The organism is Xanthomonas sp. CFBP 7698 (genome assembly GCF_003600855.1).
In the GTDB taxonomy this organism is placed as follows: domain Bacteria; phylum Pseudomonadota; class Gammaproteobacteria; order Xanthomonadales; family Xanthomonadaceae; genus Xanthomonas; species Xanthomonas cannabis.
The window spans coordinates 72,663-94,900 of record NZ_PRDN01000001.1 but is presented as its reverse complement, the minus strand read 5'-3'; the positions used below and the strand labels follow the sequence as shown (position 1 = coordinate 94,900).

At 65.4% G+C, this 22,238-nt stretch carries 18 protein-coding genes and 1 riboswitch; of the genes, 10 read left to right on the top strand and 8 right to left on the bottom strand.

All coding sequences use genetic code 11. The annotated features are described in order from the left end of the window. Positions 1-72: 72 nt before the first annotated feature. The 5 genes from crcB to XnspCFBP7698_RS00400 form a co-directional block, all read right to left on the bottom strand. The gene (gene crcB / locus XnspCFBP7698_RS00420) at positions 73-474 is read right to left on the bottom strand and encodes a fluoride efflux transporter CrcB (protein ID WP_104580620.1); all 402 of its coding nucleotides are present in this window, start codon (positions 472-474) and stop codon (positions 73-75) included. 114 nt (positions 475-588) lie between these two features. After that, positions 589-657: riboswitch (Fluoride riboswitch) on the bottom strand. Beyond that, complete coding sequence (locus tag XnspCFBP7698_RS00415; protein ID WP_047695176.1) at positions 658-2,031, bottom strand: replication-associated recombination protein A; 1,374 nt, start codon at positions 2,029-2,031, stop codon at positions 658-660. It abuts the riboswitch before it with no gap. A 160-nt stretch (positions 2,032-2,191) separates the two neighbouring features. Then, a complete protein-coding gene (gene lolA, locus XnspCFBP7698_RS00410; protein WP_104580619.1) occupies positions 2,192-2,821 on the bottom strand; it encodes an outer membrane lipoprotein chaperone LolA in 630 nt (209 codons plus the stop codon). A gap of 98 nt (positions 2,822-2,919) precedes the next feature. Next, the gene (locus tag XnspCFBP7698_RS00405) at positions 2,920-4,845 is read right to left on the bottom strand and encodes a DUF3857 and transglutaminase domain-containing protein (RefSeq protein WP_104580618.1); all 1,926 of its coding nucleotides are present in this window, start codon (positions 4,843-4,845) and stop codon (positions 2,920-2,922) included. A gap of 295 nt (positions 4,846-5,140) precedes the next feature. Further along, positions 5,141-7,498 carry a DNA translocase FtsK gene (locus XnspCFBP7698_RS00400; protein ID WP_047695180.1) on the bottom strand — a complete coding sequence of 786 codons (2,358 nt, stop codon included), beginning with the start codon at positions 7,496-7,498 and terminating at the stop codon, positions 5,141-5,143. A 284-nt stretch (positions 7,499-7,782) separates the two neighbouring features. On the opposite strand from XnspCFBP7698_RS00400, the gene trxB reads away from it, so the two are divergent. From trxB to infA, 4 genes are all read left to right on the top strand, one after another. Next, a complete protein-coding gene (trxB, locus tag XnspCFBP7698_RS00395; RefSeq protein ID WP_039403874.1) occupies positions 7,783-8,751 on the top strand; it encodes a thioredoxin-disulfide reductase in 969 nt (322 codons plus the stop codon). A 57-nt stretch (positions 8,752-8,808) separates the two neighbouring features. Next, the gene (locus XnspCFBP7698_RS00390; protein ID WP_104580617.1) at positions 8,809-9,927 is read left to right on the top strand and encodes a GNAT family N-acetyltransferase; all 1,119 of its coding nucleotides are present in this window, start codon (positions 8,809-8,811) and stop codon (positions 9,925-9,927) included. A 246-nt stretch (positions 9,928-10,173) separates the two neighbouring features. Further along, on the top strand, positions 10,174-10,923 hold the full coding sequence (gene aat / locus XnspCFBP7698_RS00385; protein ID WP_104580616.1) for a leucyl/phenylalanyl-tRNA--protein transferase: 750 nt from the start codon (positions 10,174-10,176) through the stop codon (positions 10,921-10,923). An 80-nt stretch (positions 10,924-11,003) separates the two neighbouring features. Continuing rightward, positions 11,004-11,222, top strand: coding sequence for a translation initiation factor IF-1 (gene infA, locus XnspCFBP7698_RS00380; protein ID WP_002813418.1), 219 nt, complete (start codon positions 11,004-11,006; stop codon positions 11,220-11,222). 422 nt (positions 11,223-11,644) lie between these two features. Here the strand turns inward: infA and clpA are convergent, their stop codons facing one another. Further along, a complete protein-coding gene (gene clpA / locus XnspCFBP7698_RS00375) occupies positions 11,645-13,927 on the bottom strand; it encodes an ATP-dependent Clp protease ATP-binding subunit ClpA (RefSeq protein WP_039403881.1) in 2,283 nt (760 codons plus the stop codon). A gap of 142 nt (positions 13,928-14,069) precedes the next feature. Beyond that, positions 14,070-14,390, bottom strand: a complete 321-nt coding sequence (gene clpS, locus XnspCFBP7698_RS00370) for an ATP-dependent Clp protease adapter ClpS (RefSeq protein WP_016901748.1) — start codon at positions 14,388-14,390, stop codon at positions 14,070-14,072. A gap of 89 nt (positions 14,391-14,479) precedes the next feature. Between clpS and XnspCFBP7698_RS21495 the strand changes: the two genes are divergently transcribed. The 6 genes from XnspCFBP7698_RS21495 (at position 14,480) to XnspCFBP7698_RS00345 (ending at position 18,557) form a co-directional block, all read left to right on the top strand. Further along, the gene (locus tag XnspCFBP7698_RS21495; protein WP_158255446.1) at positions 14,480-14,644 is read left to right on the top strand and encodes a hypothetical protein; all 165 of its coding nucleotides are present in this window, start codon (positions 14,480-14,482) and stop codon (positions 14,642-14,644) included. Continuing rightward, positions 14,641-15,099 carry an NUDIX hydrolase gene (locus tag XnspCFBP7698_RS00365; RefSeq protein ID WP_104580615.1) on the top strand — a complete coding sequence of 153 codons (459 nt, stop codon included), beginning with the start codon at positions 14,641-14,643 and terminating at the stop codon, positions 15,097-15,099. Before XnspCFBP7698_RS21495 ends, XnspCFBP7698_RS00365 begins: the two co-directional genes overlap by 4 nt. After that, positions 15,096-16,232 carry a tRNA 2-thiouridine(34) synthase MnmA gene (gene mnmA / locus XnspCFBP7698_RS00360; protein WP_047695189.1) on the top strand — a complete coding sequence of 379 codons (1,137 nt, stop codon included), beginning with the start codon at positions 15,096-15,098 and terminating at the stop codon, positions 16,230-16,232. Before XnspCFBP7698_RS00365 ends, mnmA begins: the two co-directional genes overlap by 4 nt. Next, positions 16,232-16,846 (top strand): high frequency lysogenization protein HflD, encoded by a 615-nt coding sequence (gene hflD / locus XnspCFBP7698_RS00355; protein WP_039564599.1) that lies wholly within the window; start codon positions 16,232-16,234, stop codon positions 16,844-16,846. Before mnmA ends, hflD begins: the two co-directional genes overlap by 1 nt. A gap of 146 nt (positions 16,847-16,992) precedes the next feature. Further along, entirely contained in the window at positions 16,993-18,183 is a 1,191-nt protein-coding gene (locus tag XnspCFBP7698_RS00350) for a methyl-accepting chemotaxis protein (protein ID WP_039403891.1), read from the top strand. An 86-nt stretch (positions 18,184-18,269) separates the two neighbouring features. Beyond that, positions 18,270-18,557, top strand: a complete 288-nt coding sequence (locus XnspCFBP7698_RS00345) for a hypothetical protein (protein ID WP_039403892.1) — start codon at positions 18,270-18,272, stop codon at positions 18,555-18,557. An 864-nt stretch (positions 18,558-19,421) separates the two neighbouring features. Here XnspCFBP7698_RS00345 and XnspCFBP7698_RS00340 read toward each other — a convergent pair. Further along, positions 19,422-22,208, bottom strand: a complete 2,787-nt coding sequence (locus XnspCFBP7698_RS00340) for an EAL domain-containing protein (protein WP_184374256.1) — start codon at positions 22,206-22,208, stop codon at positions 19,422-19,424. Between the last annotated feature and the right edge of the window lie 30 nt (positions 22,209-22,238).

Sequence of the window (22,238 nt, the reverse complement as noted above, 5' to 3'; positions counted from 1 at the left end):
TTTCTCGAAGAGCACGGCTTACCAAGCACGCAAGACGCGTCTGCCTGTCGCGAAGATGCGGCAAGCCGCGACCTAGCGTGCAATCAACCACTGCCCGGCACGCGCACCGGCAAACACCAACGTCAGCCCGGCCACCAGGGTCACCGCCAGATACACGCCGATCAGCGTCGAGCGGTCGCTGCGCGCGAACATCAGGCACTCCATCATCAGCGACGAAAAAGTTGTCAGCCCGCCGATCACGCCGACAATCAACAAGGCGCGTAGCGGCCAGCTCGAAGGACCACGCGCCTCCAGCCACACCATCAGCACGCCGGCGACGAACGAACCAACCAGGTTGACGGTCAATGTTCCCCACGGGAACCCGCTGCCAAAGCGCTGCAGCAACGATGCGCCGATCGCAAACCGCAGTCCCGACCCCAGCGCTCCGCCGGTCATTGCCAGCAACAGTTGCTGCCACCACACCGGCGCGCTCATGCGGGAGCCCCGCAGTCGGCGGCCGGCAGTGTCTTTGAAGAACCAGCATGCAAAAACGGCATCATCCATCCTCGGTCAAGAAGCGATGCCGGGCACGGACCTGCCGCCCCGGCGGGGTGGGCAGGCATCATCAGCACGCAGAACGCGTGCGGTTCAAGGAGGAATGCCATCTCCTGCTGCCGATTATGCCGTGGACCTGCCAGCCTTGTCAGCCCGCGCCTGGGCGCGCGCGGCGCGCAACCGATCGAGCTTTTCCTTGAGCTTGATCTCCAGCCCGCGCGGTACCGGGTTGTAATAGACCCGCTCTCCCATCGCATCCGGAAAGCCGGTCTGATCCAGTGCGATACCGCCTTCGGCATCGTGGTCGTACTGGTAATCCTGGCCGTAACCAAGCGTCTTCATCAGTTTGGTCGGTGCATTGCGCAGATGCAGCGGTACCTCTTGCGTGCCGGTGGCGCGCACTTCGGCCTTGGCCTGATTGAAGGCGGCATAGCCGGCGTTGGATTTGGCCGTGCTGGCCAGATACAGCACCAACTGCGCGAAGGCCAGTTCGCCTTCCGGGCTACCCAGGCGCTCGTAAATATCCCACGCCTCCAGCGCCATGCTCTGCGCGCGCGGATCGGCCAGGCCGATGTCCTCGATCGCCATGCGGGTCAGCCGGCGCGCCAGATAGGCCGGGTCGCAGCCGCCGTCGAGCATGCGGGTGAGCCAGTACAGCGCGGCATCCGGGTTGGAACTGCGCACGGACTTGTGCAGTGCCGAGATCTGGTCATAGAACTGTTCGCCGTTCTTGTCGAAGCGACGGGTGCGGTCGGCCAGCACCTGCAGCAGCGTCTGCGGCGTGATCTCGCCGCCCTCGCCGGTCGCCAGCTCTGCAGCGATTTCCAGCAGGGTCAGGGCGCGCCGCACATCGCCATCGGCGGCGCCGGCGATTTCCAGCAACGATGCATCGGTGACCTGGATGCGCTCCTGCCCCAGGCCGCGCTCGGAATCGTGCAGGGCACGCTGCAGCGCTTCGACGATGTCCTGCGGCGACACCGCTTCCAGCACGTGCACGCGGCAACGCGACAGCAATGCCGAGTTCAATTCGAACGAGGGGTTTTCAGTGGTCGCGCCGACGAACAGAATCGTACCGCGCTCGATATGCGGCAGGAACGCGTCCTGCTGCGCCTTGTTGAAGCGATGCACCTCATCGACGAACAGCACCGTGCGCCGACCACCGGCAAAGCGCTGCGCGGCTTCGGCAAGCACCTGCCGCACCTCCGGCAATCCCGACAACACCGCAGAAATCGCCTTGAATTCGGCATCCGCGTAATGCGCCAGCAGCAGCGCCAGCGTGGTCTTGCCGCAGCCCGGCGGGCCCCACAGGATCATCGAATGCACGCGGCCGGATTCCACCGCGCGGCGCAGCGCGCTGTCGGCTGTCAGCAGACGCTTTTGACCGACCATTTCATCCAGCGTACGCGGACGCATGCGCTCGGCCAACGGACGCAGGTGATCGGCGTCCACGCTGAGCAGATCGGCGGTGCCTTCAATGGGGGATCTGGTTCGTGCCACGCCCCATTCTATCGCGCCGTCGCGTTAGGGCATTGCGGTGACGGTGCGCGTTGGCGACATGCACCGTGCCGGCCACGCATGGGACTTGAATGCGAACGGCAATGAGGCGGCAGACACCTTCCCAAAGAAAAATATCTGCACGTGCAGTGCAAGCGACCCGTTACTGCGCGTCGCCCACCACATCCACACCCTTGGCCGGGGTGTAGCGGAAGGTGTCGGCGGCAAATGCAGGATTGCGTTTCCACCCGCTGAAGCTGATCGCGGTGCGCTGGCCGACCGCATCGACGACTTCCATCCTGGCCAGTCCGTCCTTGCCGAAGCCGAGCGAGGCCATCTGGAAGCTGGCTTCAGTGTCGACCTTGGGCGTCAGCGACAACCACTGCAGCCCGTCGCGCGGTGCGGCTTCTTCGCTGACGTCGTACTGCTTGTCCAGGCGCGCCGGGTCGATCAGGGCCACCAGCGGGCTGTTCTGCTCTTCGCTGCCCTGCGCACGCACCGTCACCTGCTCCAGGTCGGGGTCGAACACCCATACCTTCCTGCCGTCGGCCACGATCAATTGCTTGTAGGGCTTGGCGTATTCCCAACGGAACAGGCGCGGTGCAGACAAGGCCACCCGCCCGCTCGAGCGCTCCTTGACCCGGCCATTGCCATCGGTGACCTGCTGGTTGAACCGCCCGTCCAAGCCTTTCAGGCCGCGCGTGAACGTATCCAGCTCCTGGCGCGCACCGGCAAACGCGGTACCGGCGAACAGGGCGGTGGCTAGGACGGCATAACGGAGCTGGCGATGCATCGCGGTCTTCCTGAAGGAGTGCGCCAATTCTGAAGCTTCATAGATGAATGGGCGAGCGCTATCGTATCGACCTGTTCATGCAGCGCACTCGCCCGCCGTCATGGCGCGGTCTGCACCCTGGCGAGATCGCCATACACGATCTGCCCGCGAAAACCACGTCGCACCTGCTGGTAGAGCTCGCGAAACGCGCGGTAGTCCTGCGGCTGGCACAGCGCCTGCGGCCCACGCACGGCGGCACGCTGCAGGCGATGCACCGCCATGACAGTCTGCCCCTGCCGCGTCCAGTCCACCACGTACTCGCCAGCGGCATTGCGAAACCTGCTACTGCGCGGAATGGCGATGATCGGTACCGTCTCCGGGAAGGTCACCACGTAGGTTTCCTCGCGCACGCTGTCATTGCAGTAGAACGGGGTCAGATTGTCTTCTGCCGAGGTGGTGGTGTAGATGCTGCGCGTGGATTCGGCCCCCGGCATGTCCGGCAAGGTCATGCCGCCGACCACCGAGAAATCCACCGCGTCGTCGGCATGGAAGCGATAGCGATAGTTGAACGGCGCATCCAGGTCCAGCGGATCGCCCTGTATCAACAGATCGCCGGTGCCGTCGAAGCCGGACTGCGCAATGATCGACTCTTCGATGCGGTTGCGGTTTTGCGCATTGAGCTGCACGAACATCGCGCGCAGGCCCACCTCGCCGGTCTGCCCGCTATCCAGCGTGGTCAGGCCCTGCAGGCCGCCCTGCGGCGTGAACCGGTACTCGGTACGCGCGACATAGCGATTGACCTTGCGGTCGTTCGGCGGCGTGTGCGTGACCTTGCCGTCGCGCGTGTGCACTACCGGCGCACCGAGATCGCCGGCCGGCAACTGCCCGAAGCGTGCGTACGGGTTGGTTGAATCGACATACAGATCGAACGCCGGGATGTAGGTGATGGCGTGATTGAAGCGCCCCAGCACCGGGATCGGCGGCAGCGTCGGCCCGCCCTCTGCGCCGATCAGCACCGGCGTGCTGGCGATGCCCTTGGCGGCCAGCAGCGCTTCGAGGATGACGGTGTGGTCCTTGCAGTCGCCGTAATGGTTGGCCAGGATGCTGTCGGCGCTATTGGGTTCCAGCCCGCCGTTGCCCAGATACACCGCGACATAGCGGATGTTGCGCGCCACCCAGGCGTACAGTGCCGCCGCCTGCGCGCGCGGGTCGTCGATGCCTTGGGTGACCTGGTCGGCCACTGTCTGGATCGCCGGCGTGACCGCCGCCGCGCGCCCACCCTTGACGTGATAGGCCAGACCCATCTGCGACCAGCTGTCGAAGGTGCTGGCCATCAAGGTGGGGCTGAACTCCCAGGTCGCCGCGCTCCAGTTCTGGTTCTTCATCGGCACGGCGCGTTGATACCGCCACTCCCAACGTGCCTGATCGCCGCGGACCACCGGCTTGGTGCCGCCCTGCAAGCCGCGCACGGACAGATGCATCGGCAGCGCCTTGGGCGCCATCAGGGTAACCACCGCATCGTCGTACTGCGCAAACACGCTGAAGGTCTCCCACAGGCTGAAATAGCCGGGGAAATACGGGGTGTTCTGCGCCCGACGCACGCGGTAGACGATGCGCGCGCCCGGCGCCAGATTCGGGAACACCACCACCTTGACCTTGCGATCGGCGTACATCGCCGCCGAGGCGCTGGAGTAGCTCTCCTGGGTATAGATCTTGTCGGTCGCCACGTCCTGGCGCAGGCCTTCGGCGGTAACGGTGTAGGCCGCCAGTACCTCGAGGGTTTCCATCTTCTCGCTATAGCTCAGCCGCACCTGGCTGAACTGCTCCACCGCCGACTTGGTCTTCAGCAGGATCTCGTACTCGTCGGTCTCCACGCTGCTGGCATCGGCGCGCACTTCGTAGTCGGCGCGATAGCGCACGAAACTGTAGTTGGTATCGGCCTGGTTGCGCGGTGCAGCCGCGGCAGGCGCGGCCTGCTGTTGCGCCTGGGCAAGCAGCGGAGCGGAGACGATCAGCACAAACAACAACAACGGACGATGCAGCATGGGTCTCGATCGCGGCGGGCCGGAGCGGCCCTTCGTCAGACAGGGTAGCCGGTGTGCCGCGCGATGACAGGCATCGACTTCCAACATTGCCGTATTGCCGGGTCCGGTTGCGCTCGCCATTGCGCTACACGCGGTGGACCGCGGCGGTCTGGGCAGGCCACCTCAGTGAGCCGCCAAGGCCAACCAGAATGACCCCGGGCGCAGGCGCCGGGCGCGGCGGCGGGCCGCAATCGGCACGCCCCGTACCGCCAACCCGTCCCGATCGCCGGCTAGCCCGCCGCGATCGCCGCCGCACTCACTTGGGCGGCGGCGGTGCCAGCACCGTGCGGTCGCCGTTGTGTTCGGGCGGGCTGACCACGCCAGCGGCTTCCATTGCCTCGATCAGGCGCGCAGCGCGGTTGTAGCCGATCTTCAGGCGACGCTGCACGCCGGAAATCGAGGCGCGTCGGGTCTCGGTCACGATCCGCAGTGCCTCGTCATACAACGGGTCGGACTCGTCGCCACCACCGCCACTGCTTTCCGGCAGGCCGGTCGCACCGACCACCGTTCCATCGCCCATGGTCTGCACTTCGTCCAGTACGCCATCCACATACGACACCGGCCCGCTGGCCTTGAGGTGCTCGACCACGCGATGCACTTCTTCGTCGCTGACGAAGGCGCCGTGCACGCGGTCCGGCAGCGCGGTGCCCGGCGGCAGGTACAGCATGTCGCCATTGCCCAGCAGCGCCTCGGCGCCGGACTGGTCCAGGATGGTGCGCGAGTCGATCTTGGAGCTGACCTGGAACGCCACGCGGGTCGGGATATTGGCCTTGATCAAGCCAGTGATCACGTCTACCGAAGGCCGCTGCGTGGCCAGGATCAGGTGGATACCGGCCGCACGTGCCTTCTGTGCCAGACGCGCGATGAGCTCTTCGACCTTTTTGCCGACGATCATCATCATGTCGGCGAATTCGTCGATGAAGATGACGATGAACGGCAGCGTTTCCAGCGGCCGCGGCGCTTCGCCCAGTTCCGGATTCGGCTTGAACAGCGGGTCCATCAGCGGCTGGCCGGCATCCTCGGCGTCCTTGACCTTCTTGTTGAAGCCGGCCAGGTTGCGCACGCCCACGGCGCTCATCAGCTTGTAGCGCCGCTCCATCTCGGCCACGCACCAGCGCAGGCCATTGGCGGCCTCCTTCATGTCGGTGACCACCGGCGCCAGCAGATGCGGGATGCCCTGGTAGACGCTCAGTTCGAGCATCTTCGGGTCGATCATCAGCATCCGCAGTTCCTTGTGCGAGGCCTTGAACAACAGGCTCAGCACCATCGCATTGACCGCCACCGACTTGCCCGAGCCGGTGGTACCGGCCACCAGCAAGTGCGGCATGCGCGCCAGATCGGCCACCGTCGGGCGCCCGGCGATGTCCTTGCCCAGCGCAAGCGTCAGCGGGCTGGCCGACTTGTCGTATTCCTTGGAGCGCAGAAGCTCCGACAGGAAGATCATCTCGCGGGTGACGTTGGGAATTTCCAGGCCGATCACCGACTTGCCCGGAATCACGTCCACCACACGCACCGACTTCACCGACAGCCCGCGCGCGATGTCCTTGTCCAGCGAACTGATCTGGCTGACCTTGATGCCCGGCGCCGGCTCGATCTCGAAGCGGGTGATCACCGGGCCCGGATAGGCCCCGACCACCTGCGCCTCGATGCGGAAGTCCTTGAGCTTGAACTCGATCTGCCGCGACAAGGTCTCCAGGGTTTCTTCGGAATAGCCCTTGGCCTGCGGCTTGGGGTCGTCCAGCAGTGCCAGCGGCGGCAGGTCCGAGCCGTCGGTACTGACGCCCTGGAACATCGGAATCTGGGTGTCGCGCTTGGCGCGTTCGCTTTTTTCCACCACCGGTGCCGGCGGCGGCTCGATCTTCACCGGCTCGCGCTTGGCCTGCTTGACCGCATCGACCTTGCGCACTTCCTCGCGCTCTTCGCGCATCACCCGGGTCTGCTGCCACTCGCTGGCCTGGTGGGTCTTGCGCTGCATCAGCGGCCCCAGCGCCAGCACCCACCTACCGATGCGCTCCATCACCGCAAACCACGACAGGCCCGTGGCCAGGGTGATCGACACCAGCAGCAGCACCAGCACGAACAGGTTCGCGCCCAGCGCGCCGAAGCCGGCGCTCAGCGAGTTGCTCACCAACCGCCCAAGAATGCCGCCCGCCCCCGCGACGTCGCCATTGAACAGGCGCAGGTGCAGGAAGCCGGTCGAGGAGATCAGGAAGCCGACCATGCCGACCAGGCGCAACGCCGGCCCCAGGTCGGCCTCGGCCTGCCCTTCCTTGTCCATGCCGAACAAGGCGATCCAGGCCACCGCGCCCAGCACCACCGGCAGCAGGAAGGCCACGTAACCGAACAGCTGCAGCAACACGTCGGCGATCCAGGCACCGACCCGGCCGCCCATGTTGTGCACCGGCGCGACCACGCTGCCGGTCTGCGACCAGCCCGGGTCGGCGGCCGAATAGGTGAACAGGCTGGCCAGCAGATACAGCAGCAATGGCGCCACCGCAATCAAGGCCAGATCGCGCCAGAGCTTTTGCCGACGCGGATTGTCGGCCACCGCCGGCTTGCGCGACGACGACTTGCCCTCTGCGGGCTTGCTGCGTTCGGGAACCTGCTTTGCCACCTGTAGCCAGACCTTAGAAAAATGCTGTTAGTGGTTGATAATAAACGACTGAGGCCACGCTGACAGCTGTTGAATGACCACCGGTTGCCTCGCCGCATGCGGATCAACGAAAAACGCCGCACGAGGCGGCGTCAGACATGCACTGCGGGCGGACCATGCCATCTGCGGCTCAAGCAGTTCCATCGCGCCGCCTTGATTCACCGGGTGGGGACCGCCACTCTATGCCGCCACGGGGGCGCGATTGACCTACGCCATCCCCATCAATTCCTAGATCGCGAGTATACATGAGCGCCTCTTCTGCCAGTCCTGCCAAGCATTCCCGCCTGCTGATCCTCGGCTCCGGCCCGGCCGGCTGGACCGCCGCGGTGTATGCCGCGCGTGCCAATCTCAAGCCGGTGGTCATCACCGGGCTGCAGCAAGGCGGTCAGCTGATGACCACCACCGAAGTGGACAACTGGCCCGGCGACCCCCACGGCCTGATGGGCCCGGACCTGATGAACCGCATGCAGATGCACGCCGAGCGCTTCGACACCGAGGTGATCTTCGACCACATCCACACCGCGGACCTGTCGCAGCGGCCGTTCCGCCTGGTCGGCGACAGCGCCGAGTACACCTGCGACGCGCTAATCATCGCCACCGGCGCCACCGCCAAATACCTGGGCATTCCCACCGAAGAGGCCTTCAAGGGCCGCGGCGTGTCGGCATGCGCCACCTGCGACGGGTTCTTCTACAAGGATCAGGACGTGGTGGTGGTCGGCGGCGGCAACACTGCGGTCGAAGAAGCGCTGTACCTGTCCAACATCGCCCGCAAGGTCTACCTGGTGCACCGCCGCGACACCCTGCGTGCGGAAAAGATCATGCAGGACAAGCTGTTCGCCAAGGTTGCCGCCGGCAAGATCGAAACCGTCTGGCACCACGCCATCGACGAGGTGCTGGGCAACGATGCGGGCGTGACCGGGGTGCGGGTCAAGTCCACCATCGACGGCAGCACCCGCGACATCGACGCGCATGGCTTCTTCGTCGCCATCGGCCACCATCCCAACACGCAGTTGTTCGATGGCCAGCTGGCCATGAACAACGGCTACCTGGAGATCCGCTCCGGCCTGAACGGCGCGGCGACGGAAACCTCGGTGGCCGGCGTGTTCGCCGCCGGCGACGTCGCCGACCAGCACTACCGTCAGGCGATTACCTCGGCCGGGTTCGGCTGCATGGCCGCGCTAGATGCCGAGCGCTATCTCGACAAGAGCGCCTGAGGTGCCCGCTGACCGCCGGCCGCGCCGTGCGGCCAGCGCCAACGGCAAGCCGCGCACATGAGCGTGACCGCCCGCTGGTTGCGTCGGCTGGATGAGCTGCCGGCCGGTGCCTGGGACGCGCTGCACGATGGGACGCACCCGTTCATCAGCCATGCGTTCCTGCAGGGTCTCGAGCGCGAAGGGTGCCTGCGCCCGGACTGGGGCTGGAATCCACTGCACCTGACGCTGTGGGAAGGCGACACCCTGGTTGCGGCGGCACCGGGGTATCTGAAGAACAACTCGCACGGCGAGTTCGTGTTCGACCACGCCTGGGCGCATGCGTATGCGCGCTACGGGCAGGAGTATTTCCCCAAGTGGCTGTGCGGGGTGCCCTACTCGCCGGTGACCGGCCCGCGCCTGTTGGGCGCAGCCCGGTGGCGCGGACAGTTGCTGGTGGCGATGCAGGCATTGGTCGAGCGCAGCGGGCTGTCCTCGGCGCATGTGAATTTCCATCCGGCCGATGAGGATTCCGCATTCACTGACGACTGGCTGGAACGCAACGATCTGCAATACCACTGGCACAACGCCAGCGGCTGGAGCGACTTCGAGTCGTTCCTGGCGGCAATGGACCACAAGCGACGCAAGAACATCCGCCAGGAGCGCGCCAAGGTGCAGCGCGCCGGCGTGCAGCTACGCGCCGTGCATGGCGATGAAGCCAGCGACGCCGATCTGGACGCGATGTACGGCTTCTATCTCAAGACCTTCAACGAATACGGCAACTCGCCGGCGTTGACGCCGCAATTCCTGCGCCATCTTGCGCAGCATCTGCCGCGCCAGCTGGTGATGTTCCTGGCCGACCTGGATGGGCAACCCATTGCCGGCGCGCTGTGCCTGCGCGGCAGCGACACCCTGTACGGGCGTTACTGGGGCGGCGAGGCGCTGCCCGGCCTGCATTTTGAAACCTGCTACTACCAAGGCATCGAATACTGCCTGCGCGAAGGCCTGAGCCGCTTCGAGCCGGGCGCGCAGGGCGAGCACAAGATTGCGCGCGGCTTCCTGCCGACCCTGGTGCGCAGCCGGCACTGGATCGCCGACCCCGGTTTCCGCGAGCCGCTGGCGCAGTGGTGCGCCGATGAGCGCCAGGCCGTCGCCCGGCACGCGCTTGAGCTGGCCGAGCACAGTCCGTTTCGCGGCTGACGCGCGGTGATCGCGTCGATCGCGACACATGGATCGCGCCGGCCGTTGCCGTGCGAGGACTCGCCGCCCCATGCCACATAAGTGGCCTGCGCAAGGTGGATGGGGATCGTGATCAGCGCATGGCAACCACTGTGGCGCGCAGCCGTCGATTGGCCGGCATTCGGTCCGTGCTCGCCCTCGCCCCGCTGCCTGTGGCTGAGTCGCATGGCATACCGCGCGCCACACGCCACGCTCTAAACTGCCGCGATGTCGCGCCCCCTTCCCTTTCTGCTTCCCGCCGATCCGGCCGCACCGTTTCCGCCGGCCGACCAGGCATTGCGCGAGCCGGACGGCCTGCTGGCCATCGGTGGCGACCTATCGCCGCAGCGGCTGCTCAACGCCTACGCACATGGTGTGTTCCCTTGGTTTTCCGAGGGGCAGCCGATCCTGTGGTGGAGCCCTGACCCACGCATGGTGTTCCGCACCGATGGCGTGCACCTGTCCTCGCGCTTCAAACGCCAGCTGCGCAACAGCAGCTGGACCGTGCGCGCCGATACCGCCTTTGCGCAGGTGATCGCTGCCTGCGCCGCGATTCCACGTACCGGCCAGGATGGCACCTGGATCACCTCACCGATGCAGCGCGCCTATATCGGCCTGCATCGGCTGGGCCATGCGCACTCGGTGGAGGTATTCGATGGCCAACGCCTGGTCGGCGGCATCTACGGCGTGGCAATCGGCCGGATGTTCTTCGGCGAGAGCATGTTCAGTGCAGAAAGCGGCGGCTCCAAGGTAGCGCTGGCAGCGTTGGCTGCCGATTTGCAGTCGCGCGGCTGTCCGCTGCTGGACGCGCAAGTGGAGAACCCGCACCTGCTGAGCCTGGGTGCGCAGCGCATGCCGCGCTCGCAGTTCCTGCAGTTGGTGCAACACCAGGTGGCCCAGGCGGAGCCGGCAGCCAGCTGGTCCGAGCGCTACGGCGAGCGCCCCGCAAGCGCCTTGGGTGAAGTCCGCTTAACATAAAATTTGCGCCGCGGGGAGATGGGGCGTAAAATGCCGTCCCTTACGGCCCTGCCGGGCCAGCCGTGATTGCACAGGATTACATGTCGAAAGACGACTCCATTGAATTCGAAGGCAGCGTCAGCGAGACGCTTCCCAACACCACGTTCCGGGTCAAGCTGGAAAACGGGCACGAGATCATCGCCCACATCTCCGGCCGTATGCGCAAGAACTACATCCGAATCCTGACCGGTGACCGGGTCAAGGTCGAGATGACCCCGTACGACCTGACCAAAGGCCGTATTACCTACCGCATGAAGTAAGCGGTTTGGGTGCTCAGACGCGAGGCGGCCCATGGCCGCTTTTTGTCGTGCCTGCAATTTGTGATTTGGAACTTGCGTTGCTGGGACGAGCTGCGGCCCCTCGCTGCGGCGAGTCGCGTCACGCTGCATGAGTTCAAGTATTCAATGCGGCAAGTCACTCGGCGCAGGAGGCCCGGGTGAGACCCGACTCATTGCCGTTAGTCGCAGGCGTGACGGCCGGCGGGATGCGATGTCGCGCCCGAGTGGCCTGAGCGCATCGGATCAACGCGCAGGATGCTGCAAGATCCACAATGGCAAGCAGACGTCTGGGCAGACAGTGATCGGATCGAAGCTGCTATCGCTCGTGAGGCGTTGACGCCAAGTGTGTCCGCACAAAAAAAAGCCGCTCGTTCGAGCGGCTTTTTTGACAGCAATCGCTGGGATCAGTCGACTGTGGCAGGCAGCAAACGCTCCGGCTCTGGATGCGCTTCCACGACCAGCTCGCCGTCCTTGACGTCGATGTTGACCCGCCCGCCTTCCACCAGCTTGCCGAACAACAACTCGTCGGCCAGCGGACGCTTGATCTTCTCCTGGATCACGCGCGACATCGGGCGCGCACCCATCAACGGGTCGAAGCCGTGTTGCGCCAGCCAATCGCGCGCGGTGGGTGTGGCCGACAGCGACACGTGCTTTTCCTGCAGCAGCATTTCCAGCTCGATGATGAACTTGTCCACCACGCGTAGGATGTGGTCGAAGCCCAGCGGCTGGAACTGCACGATCGCATCCAGACGATTGCGGAACTCCGGCGTGAACCCGCGGCGGATCGACTCCATCGCATCGGTGGAATGATCCTGCTTGGTGAAACCGATCGACCGACGCGACGCCTGGGTGGCGCCGGCATTGGTGGTCATCACCAGGATCACGTTCTTGAAGTTCGCCTCGCGTCCATTGGTGTCGGTGAGGATGCCGCGATCCATGACCTGCAACAGGATGTTGAAGATGTCCGGATGCGCCTTTTCCACCTCGTCAAGCAACAACACGCAGTGCGGGGTCTTGACGATCTTTTCGGTCAGCAGGCCACCCTGATCGAAGCCGACATAGCCCGGAGGTGCACCGATCAGGCGACTGATCGAATGCGCTTCCATGTACTCGGACATGTCGAAACGCACCAGTTCGATACCCAATTGCAGCGCCAGCTGCTTGGTGACCTCGGTCTTGCCCACGCCGGTCGGGCCGGCGAACAGGAAGTTGCCGATCGGCTTTTCCGGATTGGCCAGACCCGAACGTGCCAGCTTGATGGAGCCGGCCAGGGTTTCGATCGCCGGGTTCTGGCCGAAGATCACCATCTTCAGGTTGCGCTCCAGGTGCTGCAGCACGTCCTTGTCGGTCGCGCTGACCTGCTTAGCCGGGATGCGCGCCATCTTGGCGACGATGGTCTCGATTTCCTCGATGTCGATCAGCTCCTTGCGCTTGCCTTCCGGCAGCAGCCGCTGACGCGCACCGGCTTCGTCGATCACGTCGATCGCCTTGTCCGGCAACAGACGGTCGCCGATGTGCTTGACCGACAGATCCACCGCCGCCTGTAGTGCGTCGTCGGCATAGGTCACGCCGTGGTGCGCCTCATACTTGGGCTTGAGGCCCTGCAGGATCTCGAAGGTTTCGCCCACGGTCGGCTCGACGATGTCGATCTTCTGGAAGCGACGTGCCAACGCACGGTCCTTTTCGAAGATACCGCGATACTCCTGGAACGTGGTCGAGCCGATGCAGCGCAGCTCGCCCGACGACAGCGCCGGCTTGATCAGGTTGGACGCATCCATTGTGCCGCCGGACGCCGAACCGGCACCGATGATGGTGTGGATCTCGTCGATGAACAGGACCGCGTTGGGGACCTTCTTGAGCGCGCTCAACACGCCCTTGAGGCGCTTCTCGAAGTCGCCACGGTACTTGGTGCCGGCGACCAGTGCGCCCAGGTCGAGCGAAAAGATCACCGCGTCGGCCAGCACTTCGGGAACGTCGTTGTCGACGATGCGCTTGGCCAGGCCCTCCGCAATTGCGGTCTTGCCCACGCCGGCCTCGCCCACGTACAGCGGGTTGTTCTTGCGGCGGCGGCACAGGACCTGGATGGTGCGCTCGATCTCGTCGCCCCGCCCGACCAGCGGGTCGATCTTGCCGTTGCGGGCCAACTCGTTGAGGTTGGTGGCGTACTCGGCCAGCGCATCGCTCTTGGCCTCGCCTTCCCCGCCCTCGCTCTTGGGCTCGCCATCGGCTGCGGACGGCTGTTCGCCGTCCTCGCCCAGCTTGGCGATGCCGTGGGACAGGTAGTTGACGATATCCAGGCGGGTGATGTCCTGCTGATTCAGGAAATACACCGCGTGCGAGTCCTTCTCGCCGAAGATCGCGACCAGCACATTGGCGCCGGTGACTTCCTTCTTGCCGGAGGACTGCACGTGATACACGGCGCGTTGCAGCACACGCTGGAAGCCCAGCGTGGGCTGGGTGTCGCGACCATCGTCTTCGGCCAGGCGCGAGACCGAGGCTTCGATGGCCTGCTCCAGATCGTTATGCAGACGCAGTTGATCCGCGCCGCAGGCCTTGAGCACGGCTTGCGCGGAAGGGTTGTCCAGCAGCGAGAGCAGCAGGTGCTCGACGGTCATGAACTCATGACGCGCCTCGCGTGCTCGCTTGTAGCACTGGCCGATGGTTTGCTCTAGGTCTTTGCTGAACATTGGTCACTCCGAACGGCTGTTGCCAACAATATGCGGCTTTTGTTGGGATTTTCCACAACCCTATCGGATAGTCATGTTCAGACGGCGTTAGCACGTGATTGCAGCCACACTGTTGCGCTGCTGGAATGATCTGGCGAATGCCTCAGGTCTGTTCCATCGTGCACAGCAGCGGGTGCTGGTTCATGCGCGAAAACTCGTTGACCTGGGCGACCTTGGACTCGGCCACCTCACGGCTATAGACCCCACAGACGCCACGCCCACGGGTGTGGACGTGCAGCATGACCTGGGTGGCCCGCTCCAGGTCGAGGTTGAAGAATTGCTGCAACACCGTCACCACGAAGTCCATCGGGGTGTAGTCATCGTTCAGCAGGAGCACCTGATAGCGCGGCGGTGGCGCCACTTCAGGCTTGCTGGCTTCGACGGTGAGGCCATGATCGTGTTCGTGGGAGGTCTTCCGAGGCATCGGGCCATTATACGGTTCATCGCCGTGCGCATTGGACGATTTACGCTGCGGCCCGCACAATTTGTCTCCGACCCCCCGACTGGCACTCGATGACTGACACCCTGACCGCGCTGCGACCGGCGCCGTCGCCCACTGCCCGCCCGCACGCGGCTCCGGCACCGCATGCGATGCCGGGCCCCGCACCGCGCGCCGACGCCATGGCTGCGCCGGATGTGCTGGCCCACCATCTGTTTGCGCAGGAGCGTCACCGATGAGCACCACCGATCCGCGTTGGCACCCGGACGTCACCGTGGCCACCGTAGTGGTGCGCGATGGCCGCCTGTTGCAGGTGGAAGAGACCATCGGCGGCCGCCTGTTGCTGAACCAGCCTGCCGGCCATCTGGAGCCAAACGAGAGCCTGCAGGACGCGGCGGTGCGCGAAACCCTGGAAGAAACCGGCTGGGACGTGCGGCTCACCCACTTCATCGGCACCTACCAGTGGGAAGCGCCCAACGGCCAATCCTTTCTGCGCTTCGCCTTCGCAGCCGAGCCGGTGACCCATCATCCCGAGCGCAGCCTGGACACCGGCGTGGTGCGTGCGCTGTGGATGACACCGGACGAATTGCGCGATGCGACCGAGCGGCTGCGTAGCCCGTTGGTGTGGGAGGTGGTGGCGGATTACCTGGCCGGGCAGCGCCATCCGCTGGCATTGGTGCGGCACGTCGCATGAGCACGCCGCGCATCGTGGTGGGCGTGTCCGGCGGCGTGGATTCGTCAGTGGCCGCGTGGAAACTGGCCGGCCAGGGCGAGCCGATTGCCGGGCTGTTCATGCAGAACTGGGCCGATGACGGCAGCGGCGATTGCCGCGCCGAAGACGATCGTCGCGATGCGGTGGCGGTGTGCGGCGTGTTGGGCATTCCGTTTCACTTCCGCGATTTCTCCGGCGAATACTGGAGCGGCGTGTTCGAGCATTTTCTGGCCGAGTACGCGGCCGGGCGCACGCCCAACCCGGATGTGCTGTGCAACCGCGAAGTGAAGTTCAAGCACTTTCTGGACGCCGCCCAGGCGTTGGGCGCCGAGCGGATCGCCACCGGGCATTACGCCCGGGTAGCCTACAGCGGCGGACGCTGGCGGCTGCTGCGCGGTGCCGATCGCGGCAAGGACCAGAGCTATTTCCTGCATCAGCTGGGGCAGACCCAACTTGCGGCCACCTTGTTCCCGATCGGCGACCTGGAAAAGAGCACGCTGCGCCGCATTGCCCAGGATGCCGGCCTGCCGACACATGCCAAGAAGGATTCCACCGGCATCTGCTTCATCGGCGAGCGCGATTTCCGCGAGTTTCTGGGGCGCTACCTGCCCGCCCGCACCGGCGAGATCCGTGACCCGCAGGGACAGCGCATTGCCGAGCATCCGGGGGTGTTCTATTTCACCCTGGGCCAGCGGGAGGGCCTGAACATCGGCGGCGTGCGCGGCCGGGCCGCGGCGCCGTGGTACGTGGTCGGCAAGGATGTGGCCAGCAACGTGCTGTATGTGGATCAGGACCGCGACAGCCCGCTGCTGCAGTCGCGCTGGCTGCAGTCCGAGCAGGCCCACTGGGTGACCGGCGCGCCGCCGGCACGCCGGTTCGACTGTACCGCGCAGACGCGTTACCGCCAGCCGGATGAGCCGTGCACGGTGGACGTCCAGGACGATGGCAGCGTGCAGGTGCGCTTCGAGCGGCCGCAACGGGCGGTGACGCCCGGGCAATCGCTGGTGCTGTACGACGGACAGGAATGCCTCGGCGGCGCAGTCATTGCCGCCACCGATGCACCGCTGGAACGTCAATTGGCAGGATCTTCTTTCTCCCCCGAGGGTGTGGCTTGATGAGTGTTTCCATGGATCACCGTGTGCTGGCGCTTGCCGGCGTCGCCCAGGCCCTGCAGCAGGTGCGGCGGATCGCCGAGACCGGGCATTCGGAGGCCGCGACGGTGCGTACCGCCATGGACAGCGTGTTCCGGGTGGACGCAGCGTCACCGGAGGCCGTGTATGGCTCGGCCGCTGCGGTGGCGCCGGGTCTGCGCTTGCTGCACAACTATTTCCGCAACCAGGGCCAGGACGATGTACTCCCGCGCCTGGCGCTGGCCGTACTGCAGCTGGAGCGCCGGTTCGTCCGCGACACCGCGACCGTGGCCACGGTATCGAGCGGGATCGACGCCGCTGCACGCCAGGCGCAACAGCTGAACGACAGCGCGCACCCGGATGTGCTCAGTTCGCTGGGCGGGCTGTACGCGCAGACCATCAGCCACCTGCGCCCCAAGGTCATGGTGCAGGGCAACCCGCACTACCTGGGCCAGGCCGGGGTGGTCGCCGAAATCCGCGCGCTGTTGCTGGCGGCAGTGCGCTCTGCGGTGCTGTGGCGGCAGATGGGCGGCAGCCTGTGGGACTTCCTGTTTGCCAAGCGCGCGATGAGCGAAGCAGTCGATCGCGCCTTGCGGTGAGAGGACGCAGAAGACGGTTTCAGGCGCCCGTAACGGGCGCTGGCGTGAGCCGCTGACGGCAACGCGGGCGAGACGATGTGGCGATCGTCGCTAAAGACAATGGGGGCAGTGCCGATACAGCAACCGTGACTCTGCCGAGAACGCCCATGTATTCACGTCCACTCATCCGTCTGGCCGCCCCTTTGGCCCTGACCTTGCTGTTTCCCTTCGCTGTCGGATTCGACTGGCCCGCTTCGGTGCGCTGGGCGATCCTGGCGACCATGACCCTCAGTTGGTTGGGTTTCGCTGCCTGGGTGACGTATTCCCAGTTCCGGCGTAATCCGGACCAGACCCGCATCCTGCGCGAGCAGGACCAACTGCTCAACGAACTGCGCACGTTCGTCAGCAACGAAGTCGACGGTTCGCGCTCGGAAGTCGAGCGTGCCCGCGAACTGATCCGCCAGGCCGTGTCCGGTCTGGGTGGCAGCTTCGAAGCGATGAACCGCAAGTCGCGCCAACAAAGCCAGGCACTGGCCCGCATCGTCGACCGCGCCGGTGACGATGGCAGTGCCGGCGTCGACGTCGCCCGCTTCGCCCAGCACGCCAGCTCCCGCATGGAGCAGTTGGTGGAAGCGCTGGAACAGGTGAGCGGCCAAAGCACCAACACCGTCCATCACATCGATGAGATGGCGCAGCATCTGGATGGCATCTTCGCGCTGTTGGAAGACGTCAAGTCGATCGCCGACCAGACCAACCTGCTGGCCTTGAATGCCGCCATCGAAGCAGCACGTGCCGGTGAAGCCGGTCGCGGCTTTGCGGTGGTCGCCGACGAGGTGCGCAACCTGTCCGAACGTTCCACCACCTTCAACGAGCAGATCCGCAAGCTGGCACACAGCTCCAAGGAATCGATCGCCAAGGTACGTGAAACGGTCTCGCAGCTGGCATCGCGTCACATGGACCGCTCCCGCGAGGCGCGCCATGAATCGGCCGCCATGCTGGAGAACGTCGCCCAGATCAACGCCTCGTTGGGCGATGGCATGCGCGAAATCTCCGAATGCGCACGCTCCATCGATGGCAGCGTGGCCGAAGCGGTGCGTGCCCTGCAGTTCGAGGACATCGCCACGCAGACACTCAGCGGCATCCATACCCACCTGGATCGCCTCACCGCGATCAACCGCGAAGCGGTAGCGCTGCAGGAACTGCTGCACCGCAATGGTGGCGTGTACGACAGCGATCTGGTCGCCTCGCTCGCCAAGGTCTCCAACCGTCTGCGCGACATGCGTGTGGAATGGGAACGCCCGCCGCACAAGCCGGTGGCACAGCAGGGCATGGGTGCCGGCACGGTCGAGCTGTTCTGAGACCAATGCCGCCGCGCAGCTTCTGATTCCGACATTCCCCGGCCTTCCGGGGATTTGTCGTTCCGCAACGACCTGGTGTTTCGCTCATGACGCTTCTCGCCCCGCCCCTCGATGACGCTCCCACCGCCGCGCTGCAGGCAGCGGCACTGGCCGCCGCACATGCCGAGCGCATCGCGCAAAGCGCAGCCGCCAAGCCGGGACTGCGGCGTGTCCGGATGCCGGCCGCACTGGAACGACTGGAGCTGGCCGCTCTCGCCGAAGTCAAGGCGCTGATCAACCCGCGCCGCGATTGCAGCGAAGAGGAGCTGCTGTTTGCCACGGTGGCCTGGGATCTCGGGCTGGACGGGGCCGCAGTGGGCGCATCGGGACGCTGATGCAGTGACGGCGGGGCGTGCCTCGGCAGGCGCCCCGCGGTGTTGTGGAACTGCCTGATTCCGAGGGGTGCCTGTCGTCATCCAAGGGTTCCCTGTCGTCGGCCGTGCCGAATCGCCGCCACTCTCGCTGGCGGGCGCGTGCGGCGACCATCCCCGCCTTGACCTGCCCTGCCCGACCGGATCGTCGCGCATGGCCGAGTGGTCCCGGCGGTCACCAGGATCACCTGGGGATGATTCGTTCCGAATCCTGAGCCTCGGTGTCAGTCAATCAGAGCGATGAACTCGCTTTGGTTCTCAGGCTGAGCGTCACAGATGCCATCAAGAACGCTCGCCTTGGTCACTGCCGCGGCAGCACTCGCGCGCGTGTCAGATGCGGCAGACGATGAGCGGTCTATTGTGAATTTCGATGGGACGCTCGTCCCGCGCATTCGCCTGCTCGCCAGCCAATCCACCAGTTCCTGAGCGATGCCCAGCGGTCACTAGGCCCGCGTCCCGACCAGCGTTGCCGACGAACTGCATCTGCTACAGGCACCTCGCAGCTGGAAAAAACCTGACGATGCGCTCGCACGCATGAAGACAGATTCCGAGGATTCGAGTGCAGGATGCAGCGTCAGCGGATTGGTTCGACGTTGCGGACAAGGGCGGCATCAAGGCGTTGCGCGCACCTTGCCGCTCCAACACCCGTTGGGGCGGTCAACGCGCGCATGATCGGAAACTGGCGTTCAAGCCCGCGGCTTAGTTCGTGGTGCCGGAGCGGGAAGCCCACCGCACGACCACAGGCCGCAATCCTGCGGCAGCAAGCGGATAAAACGTCTGCGGGTGGCTGCGCGGCATCAGGATGACGGCGCTGGCCTGGCCTGGGCGTCAGCTGGCAATCACCAGCCGTGCACCCAGCCGCATGCCGGCTTCGGCCTCGCGCAGCCACTGCGCCATGTCGCGCGGCGAAAGCGGACGTGAGTAGAAATAGCCCTGAATTTCGTCGCAGCCCTGCTGGCGCAGCAAGGCATCTTCCTGCACGGTCTCCACGCCTTCGGCGACGACCTGCATGCCCAGCGCGTGGCCCAGATGCACGATGGCCTGGGTCACCTCGGCGGTGTTGGCGTCGTCGAGCATGCCCTGTACGAAGCTGCGGTCGATCTTCAGACGCTGCACCGGGAAGCGGTTGAGGTAATGCAGGTTGGAAAAGCCGGTACCGAAATCATCCACCGCCAGCAGCACGCCGTTCTGTTCGAACAGTTCGAAACAGCGCCGCAGCGAATCCGAATCGCGAATGAGGGCCGATTCGGTGAGCTCCAGCTCCAGACGCGACGGTGACCAGCTGTTGTCGCGGCAAATCTCCAGCACGCGCTCGGCAAAGCCGCGCTCGCGTAGCTGCACGGCCGAAACGTTGACCGCGATACGGCTGAAATTGAGCCCGGCACGGTCCCAGACCACGGCCTGACGGCAGGCTTCACCGATGACCCATTCGCCCAGCCGCACGATCTCGCCGCATTCTTCGGCAATCGGGATGAATTCGGCCGGGCTGCAGGGGCCATGGCCCGGGCGGTTCCAGCGCATCAGCGCTTCGATCGCCGGCGAGGCATCGCCCACGGTATTGACCAGCGGTTGATAGACCAGGGTGAATTCTTCGCGCTCGAGCGCGCCTTGCAGGGCGTGTTCGAGCTCCAGCCGGCGCTGCGCTCGCATGAGCACGTCCTGGCTGTAGTAATGGAAGGTGTTGCGGCCCGACTCCTTGGCCGCGTACATCGCCGCATCGGCGGCACGCAGCAGGCTGTCGAAGTCCGACAGCCCCTCGCCCTGCAGCGCGATGCCGATGCTGGCACCGAGCTTGAGGGTGACGTGATCCTTGCGCAGCGGTTCGCCCAGCGCGCTGATCAGCTTGCGCGCCACGTGGCCGGCATCTTCCGGCTCGGACAGGTCGCGCAGCAGCACGATGAATTCGTCGTCGCTGAAGCGCCCGAACAGGTCGCTGTTGCGCAGATGCTGATGCAGGCGCGCCGAGGCGAGCTTGAGCAGGTTGTCGCCGGCTGCATGACCGAACGAATCGTTGATGCTCTTGAACCCGTCCAGATCGATCAACAGCATGGCCAGCACCTGGCCGCGCTCATGCGCTTCGCGGATCGCGTTTTCGGCCTGCTCGCGCAGCAGGAAGCGGTTCGGCAGGCCGGTCAGGCGGTCGTAATGCGCCAGCAGCTCGATACGCTCATTGGCCTCGCGCTCGCGGGTGACATCGCGGAACAGGGCGACATAGCGCGGCGGCAGACCTTCGCGGCGGTCCAGTTCGATCAGGACCTGCACCCAGATGCGCTGACCGGAGTTGCGGTAGAAACACAGCTCCAGCTGCTCGGGCAGGCCACCATCGGAAATGCGCAGCAATGCCGCCTCGAACGCGTCGCGCGAATCCTGGGTGTACAGCGCAAGCGCCTGCTCCAGGGTGATGTTTTCCTTGCGCAGGCCGTGGATGCGGTAACACTCCTCGGTCCACTGCATGCGACGGGTATCGACCTCGATCTCGCAGCCGCCGATCTTGCCGAGCGCGGACACGCGGTTGAGCAGCTCGGTGCGCCAGCGGATCAACGCATCGGTCTGCCGCTGTTCGGTGACGTTCTGCAGCTGGCCGAGCACGCGCACCATGCTGCCGTCGCCATCGAATACCGGCTGTGCCCACACCCGCAGATGATGCGGATTGACGCCTGGCAGGCCGTTGACCTCCAGCTCGAAATGGACCGGCAAGCCTTCGTGCTTGATCTTGCGCCAGGCGCTGCGCAGTTGCGCCAGCGAGGACCGGGCGAGCAGGCGCAGCAGATCGCGGACGCCGTGCAGGCGCAGCTGGGCCATGCCAAGCTGCTGCAGGAAATCCTGCGAGACCCACAACGCGTCCTTGGTCGAATCCCAGCTCCAGCTGCCCATGCTGGCAATGCGCTGGGCGTCTTCGAGCTGGGCCTGCTGCTCGCGCAGCTGCTGCTCGAGTAATTTGTGGTGATGCACGTCGGTGTGCGTGCCGACCATGCGCAACGGGCGGCCGTCGGCGGTGCGCGAGACCACGCGGCCGCGGTCCAGGATCCAGCGCCACTGCCCGTCGTGCTGGCGCAGGCGGAACTCGGCCACATAGGTCTCGGTGCGCCCGTCCAGGTGCGCCTGCACCGCCGCGCTGACGTGCGCGTGGTCATCGGGATGGATCAACCCGGACAACGCGGTGAGATTGTTCGGCAGTGGCTGCTCGGAGTAGCCGAGCATGCGCGTCCAGCGTTCGGAGCGGTACACCACATCGGCCGGGATGTCCCAGTCCCACAGCCCGTGATCGGCGCTGTCCAGGCCCATTTCCCAGCGGCTGGTGCCATCGGCACCCATCGGCTCGGGAATGCTCAAGGTGAAGGCCATGACCTGGCCGTGCTCGTCGCAGACCGCACGCAGCCAGCCTTCCAGACGTCCGCCGCCGGTTCCGGGCAGCACGCAGGCGGTCATGCCACCGCTGTCGGCCACCTGGGCGCGACTGCTTTCCAGCACTTCGGCATACGCACCAAGGGTCGCCGGCAGCCCAATGGACTGCGCAACGCGGTTGGCCGCCAGGGGCTGGCCATGCGCATCCAACAACACCACCGCCGAGGTCAGCGGGTGCTGCAGCATGCTTGCAATGACGCCTGAGTCCACTCTGGAACACTCCGAAGGATCGACCCCTGC

Excerpts from the sequence above, each read along its gene's own strand:
- hflD (WP_039564599.1), top strand. The coding sequence starts at position 16,232 with ATGAGTGTTTCCATGGATCACCGTGTGCTGGCGCTTGCCGGCGTCGCC.
- XnspCFBP7698_RS00365 (WP_104580615.1), top strand. The coding sequence starts at position 14,641 with ATGAGCACCACCGATCCGCGTTGGCACCCGGACGTCACCGTGGCCACC.
- clpA (WP_039403881.1), bottom strand. The coding sequence starts at position 13,927 with ATGTTCAGCAAAGACCTAGAGCAAACCATCGGCCAGTGCTACAAGCGA.
- XnspCFBP7698_RS21495 (WP_158255446.1), top strand. The coding sequence starts at position 14,480 with ATGACTGACACCCTGACCGCGCTGCGACCGGCGCCGTCGCCCACTGCC.
- XnspCFBP7698_RS00345 (WP_039403892.1), top strand. The coding sequence starts at position 18,270 with ATGACGCTTCTCGCCCCGCCCCTCGATGACGCTCCCACCGCCGCGCTG.
- XnspCFBP7698_RS00390 (WP_104580617.1), top strand. The coding sequence starts at position 8,809 with ATGAGCGTGACCGCCCGCTGGTTGCGTCGGCTGGATGAGCTGCCGGCC.
- XnspCFBP7698_RS00405 (WP_104580618.1), bottom strand. The coding sequence starts at position 4,845 with ATGCTGCATCGTCCGTTGTTGTTGTTTGTGCTGATCGTCTCCGCTCCG.
- trxB (WP_039403874.1), top strand. The coding sequence starts at position 7,783 with ATGAGCGCCTCTTCTGCCAGTCCTGCCAAGCATTCCCGCCTGCTGATC.
- mnmA (WP_047695189.1), top strand. The coding sequence starts at position 15,096 with ATGAGCACGCCGCGCATCGTGGTGGGCGTGTCCGGCGGCGTGGATTCG.
- infA (WP_002813418.1), top strand. The coding sequence starts at position 11,004 with ATGTCGAAAGACGACTCCATTGAATTCGAAGGCAGCGTCAGCGAGACG.
- crcB (WP_104580620.1), bottom strand. The coding sequence starts at position 474 with ATGAGCGCGCCGGTGTGGTGGCAGCAACTGTTGCTGGCAATGACCGGC.
- lolA (WP_104580619.1), bottom strand. The coding sequence starts at position 2,821 with ATGCATCGCCAGCTCCGTTATGCCGTCCTAGCCACCGCCCTGTTCGCC.
- XnspCFBP7698_RS00350 (WP_039403891.1), top strand. The coding sequence starts at position 16,993 with ATGTATTCACGTCCACTCATCCGTCTGGCCGCCCCTTTGGCCCTGACC.
- aat (WP_104580616.1), top strand. The coding sequence starts at position 10,174 with ATGTCGCGCCCCCTTCCCTTTCTGCTTCCCGCCGATCCGGCCGCACCG.
- clpS (WP_016901748.1), bottom strand. The coding sequence starts at position 14,390 with ATGCCTCGGAAGACCTCCCACGAACACGATCATGGCCTCACCGTCGAA.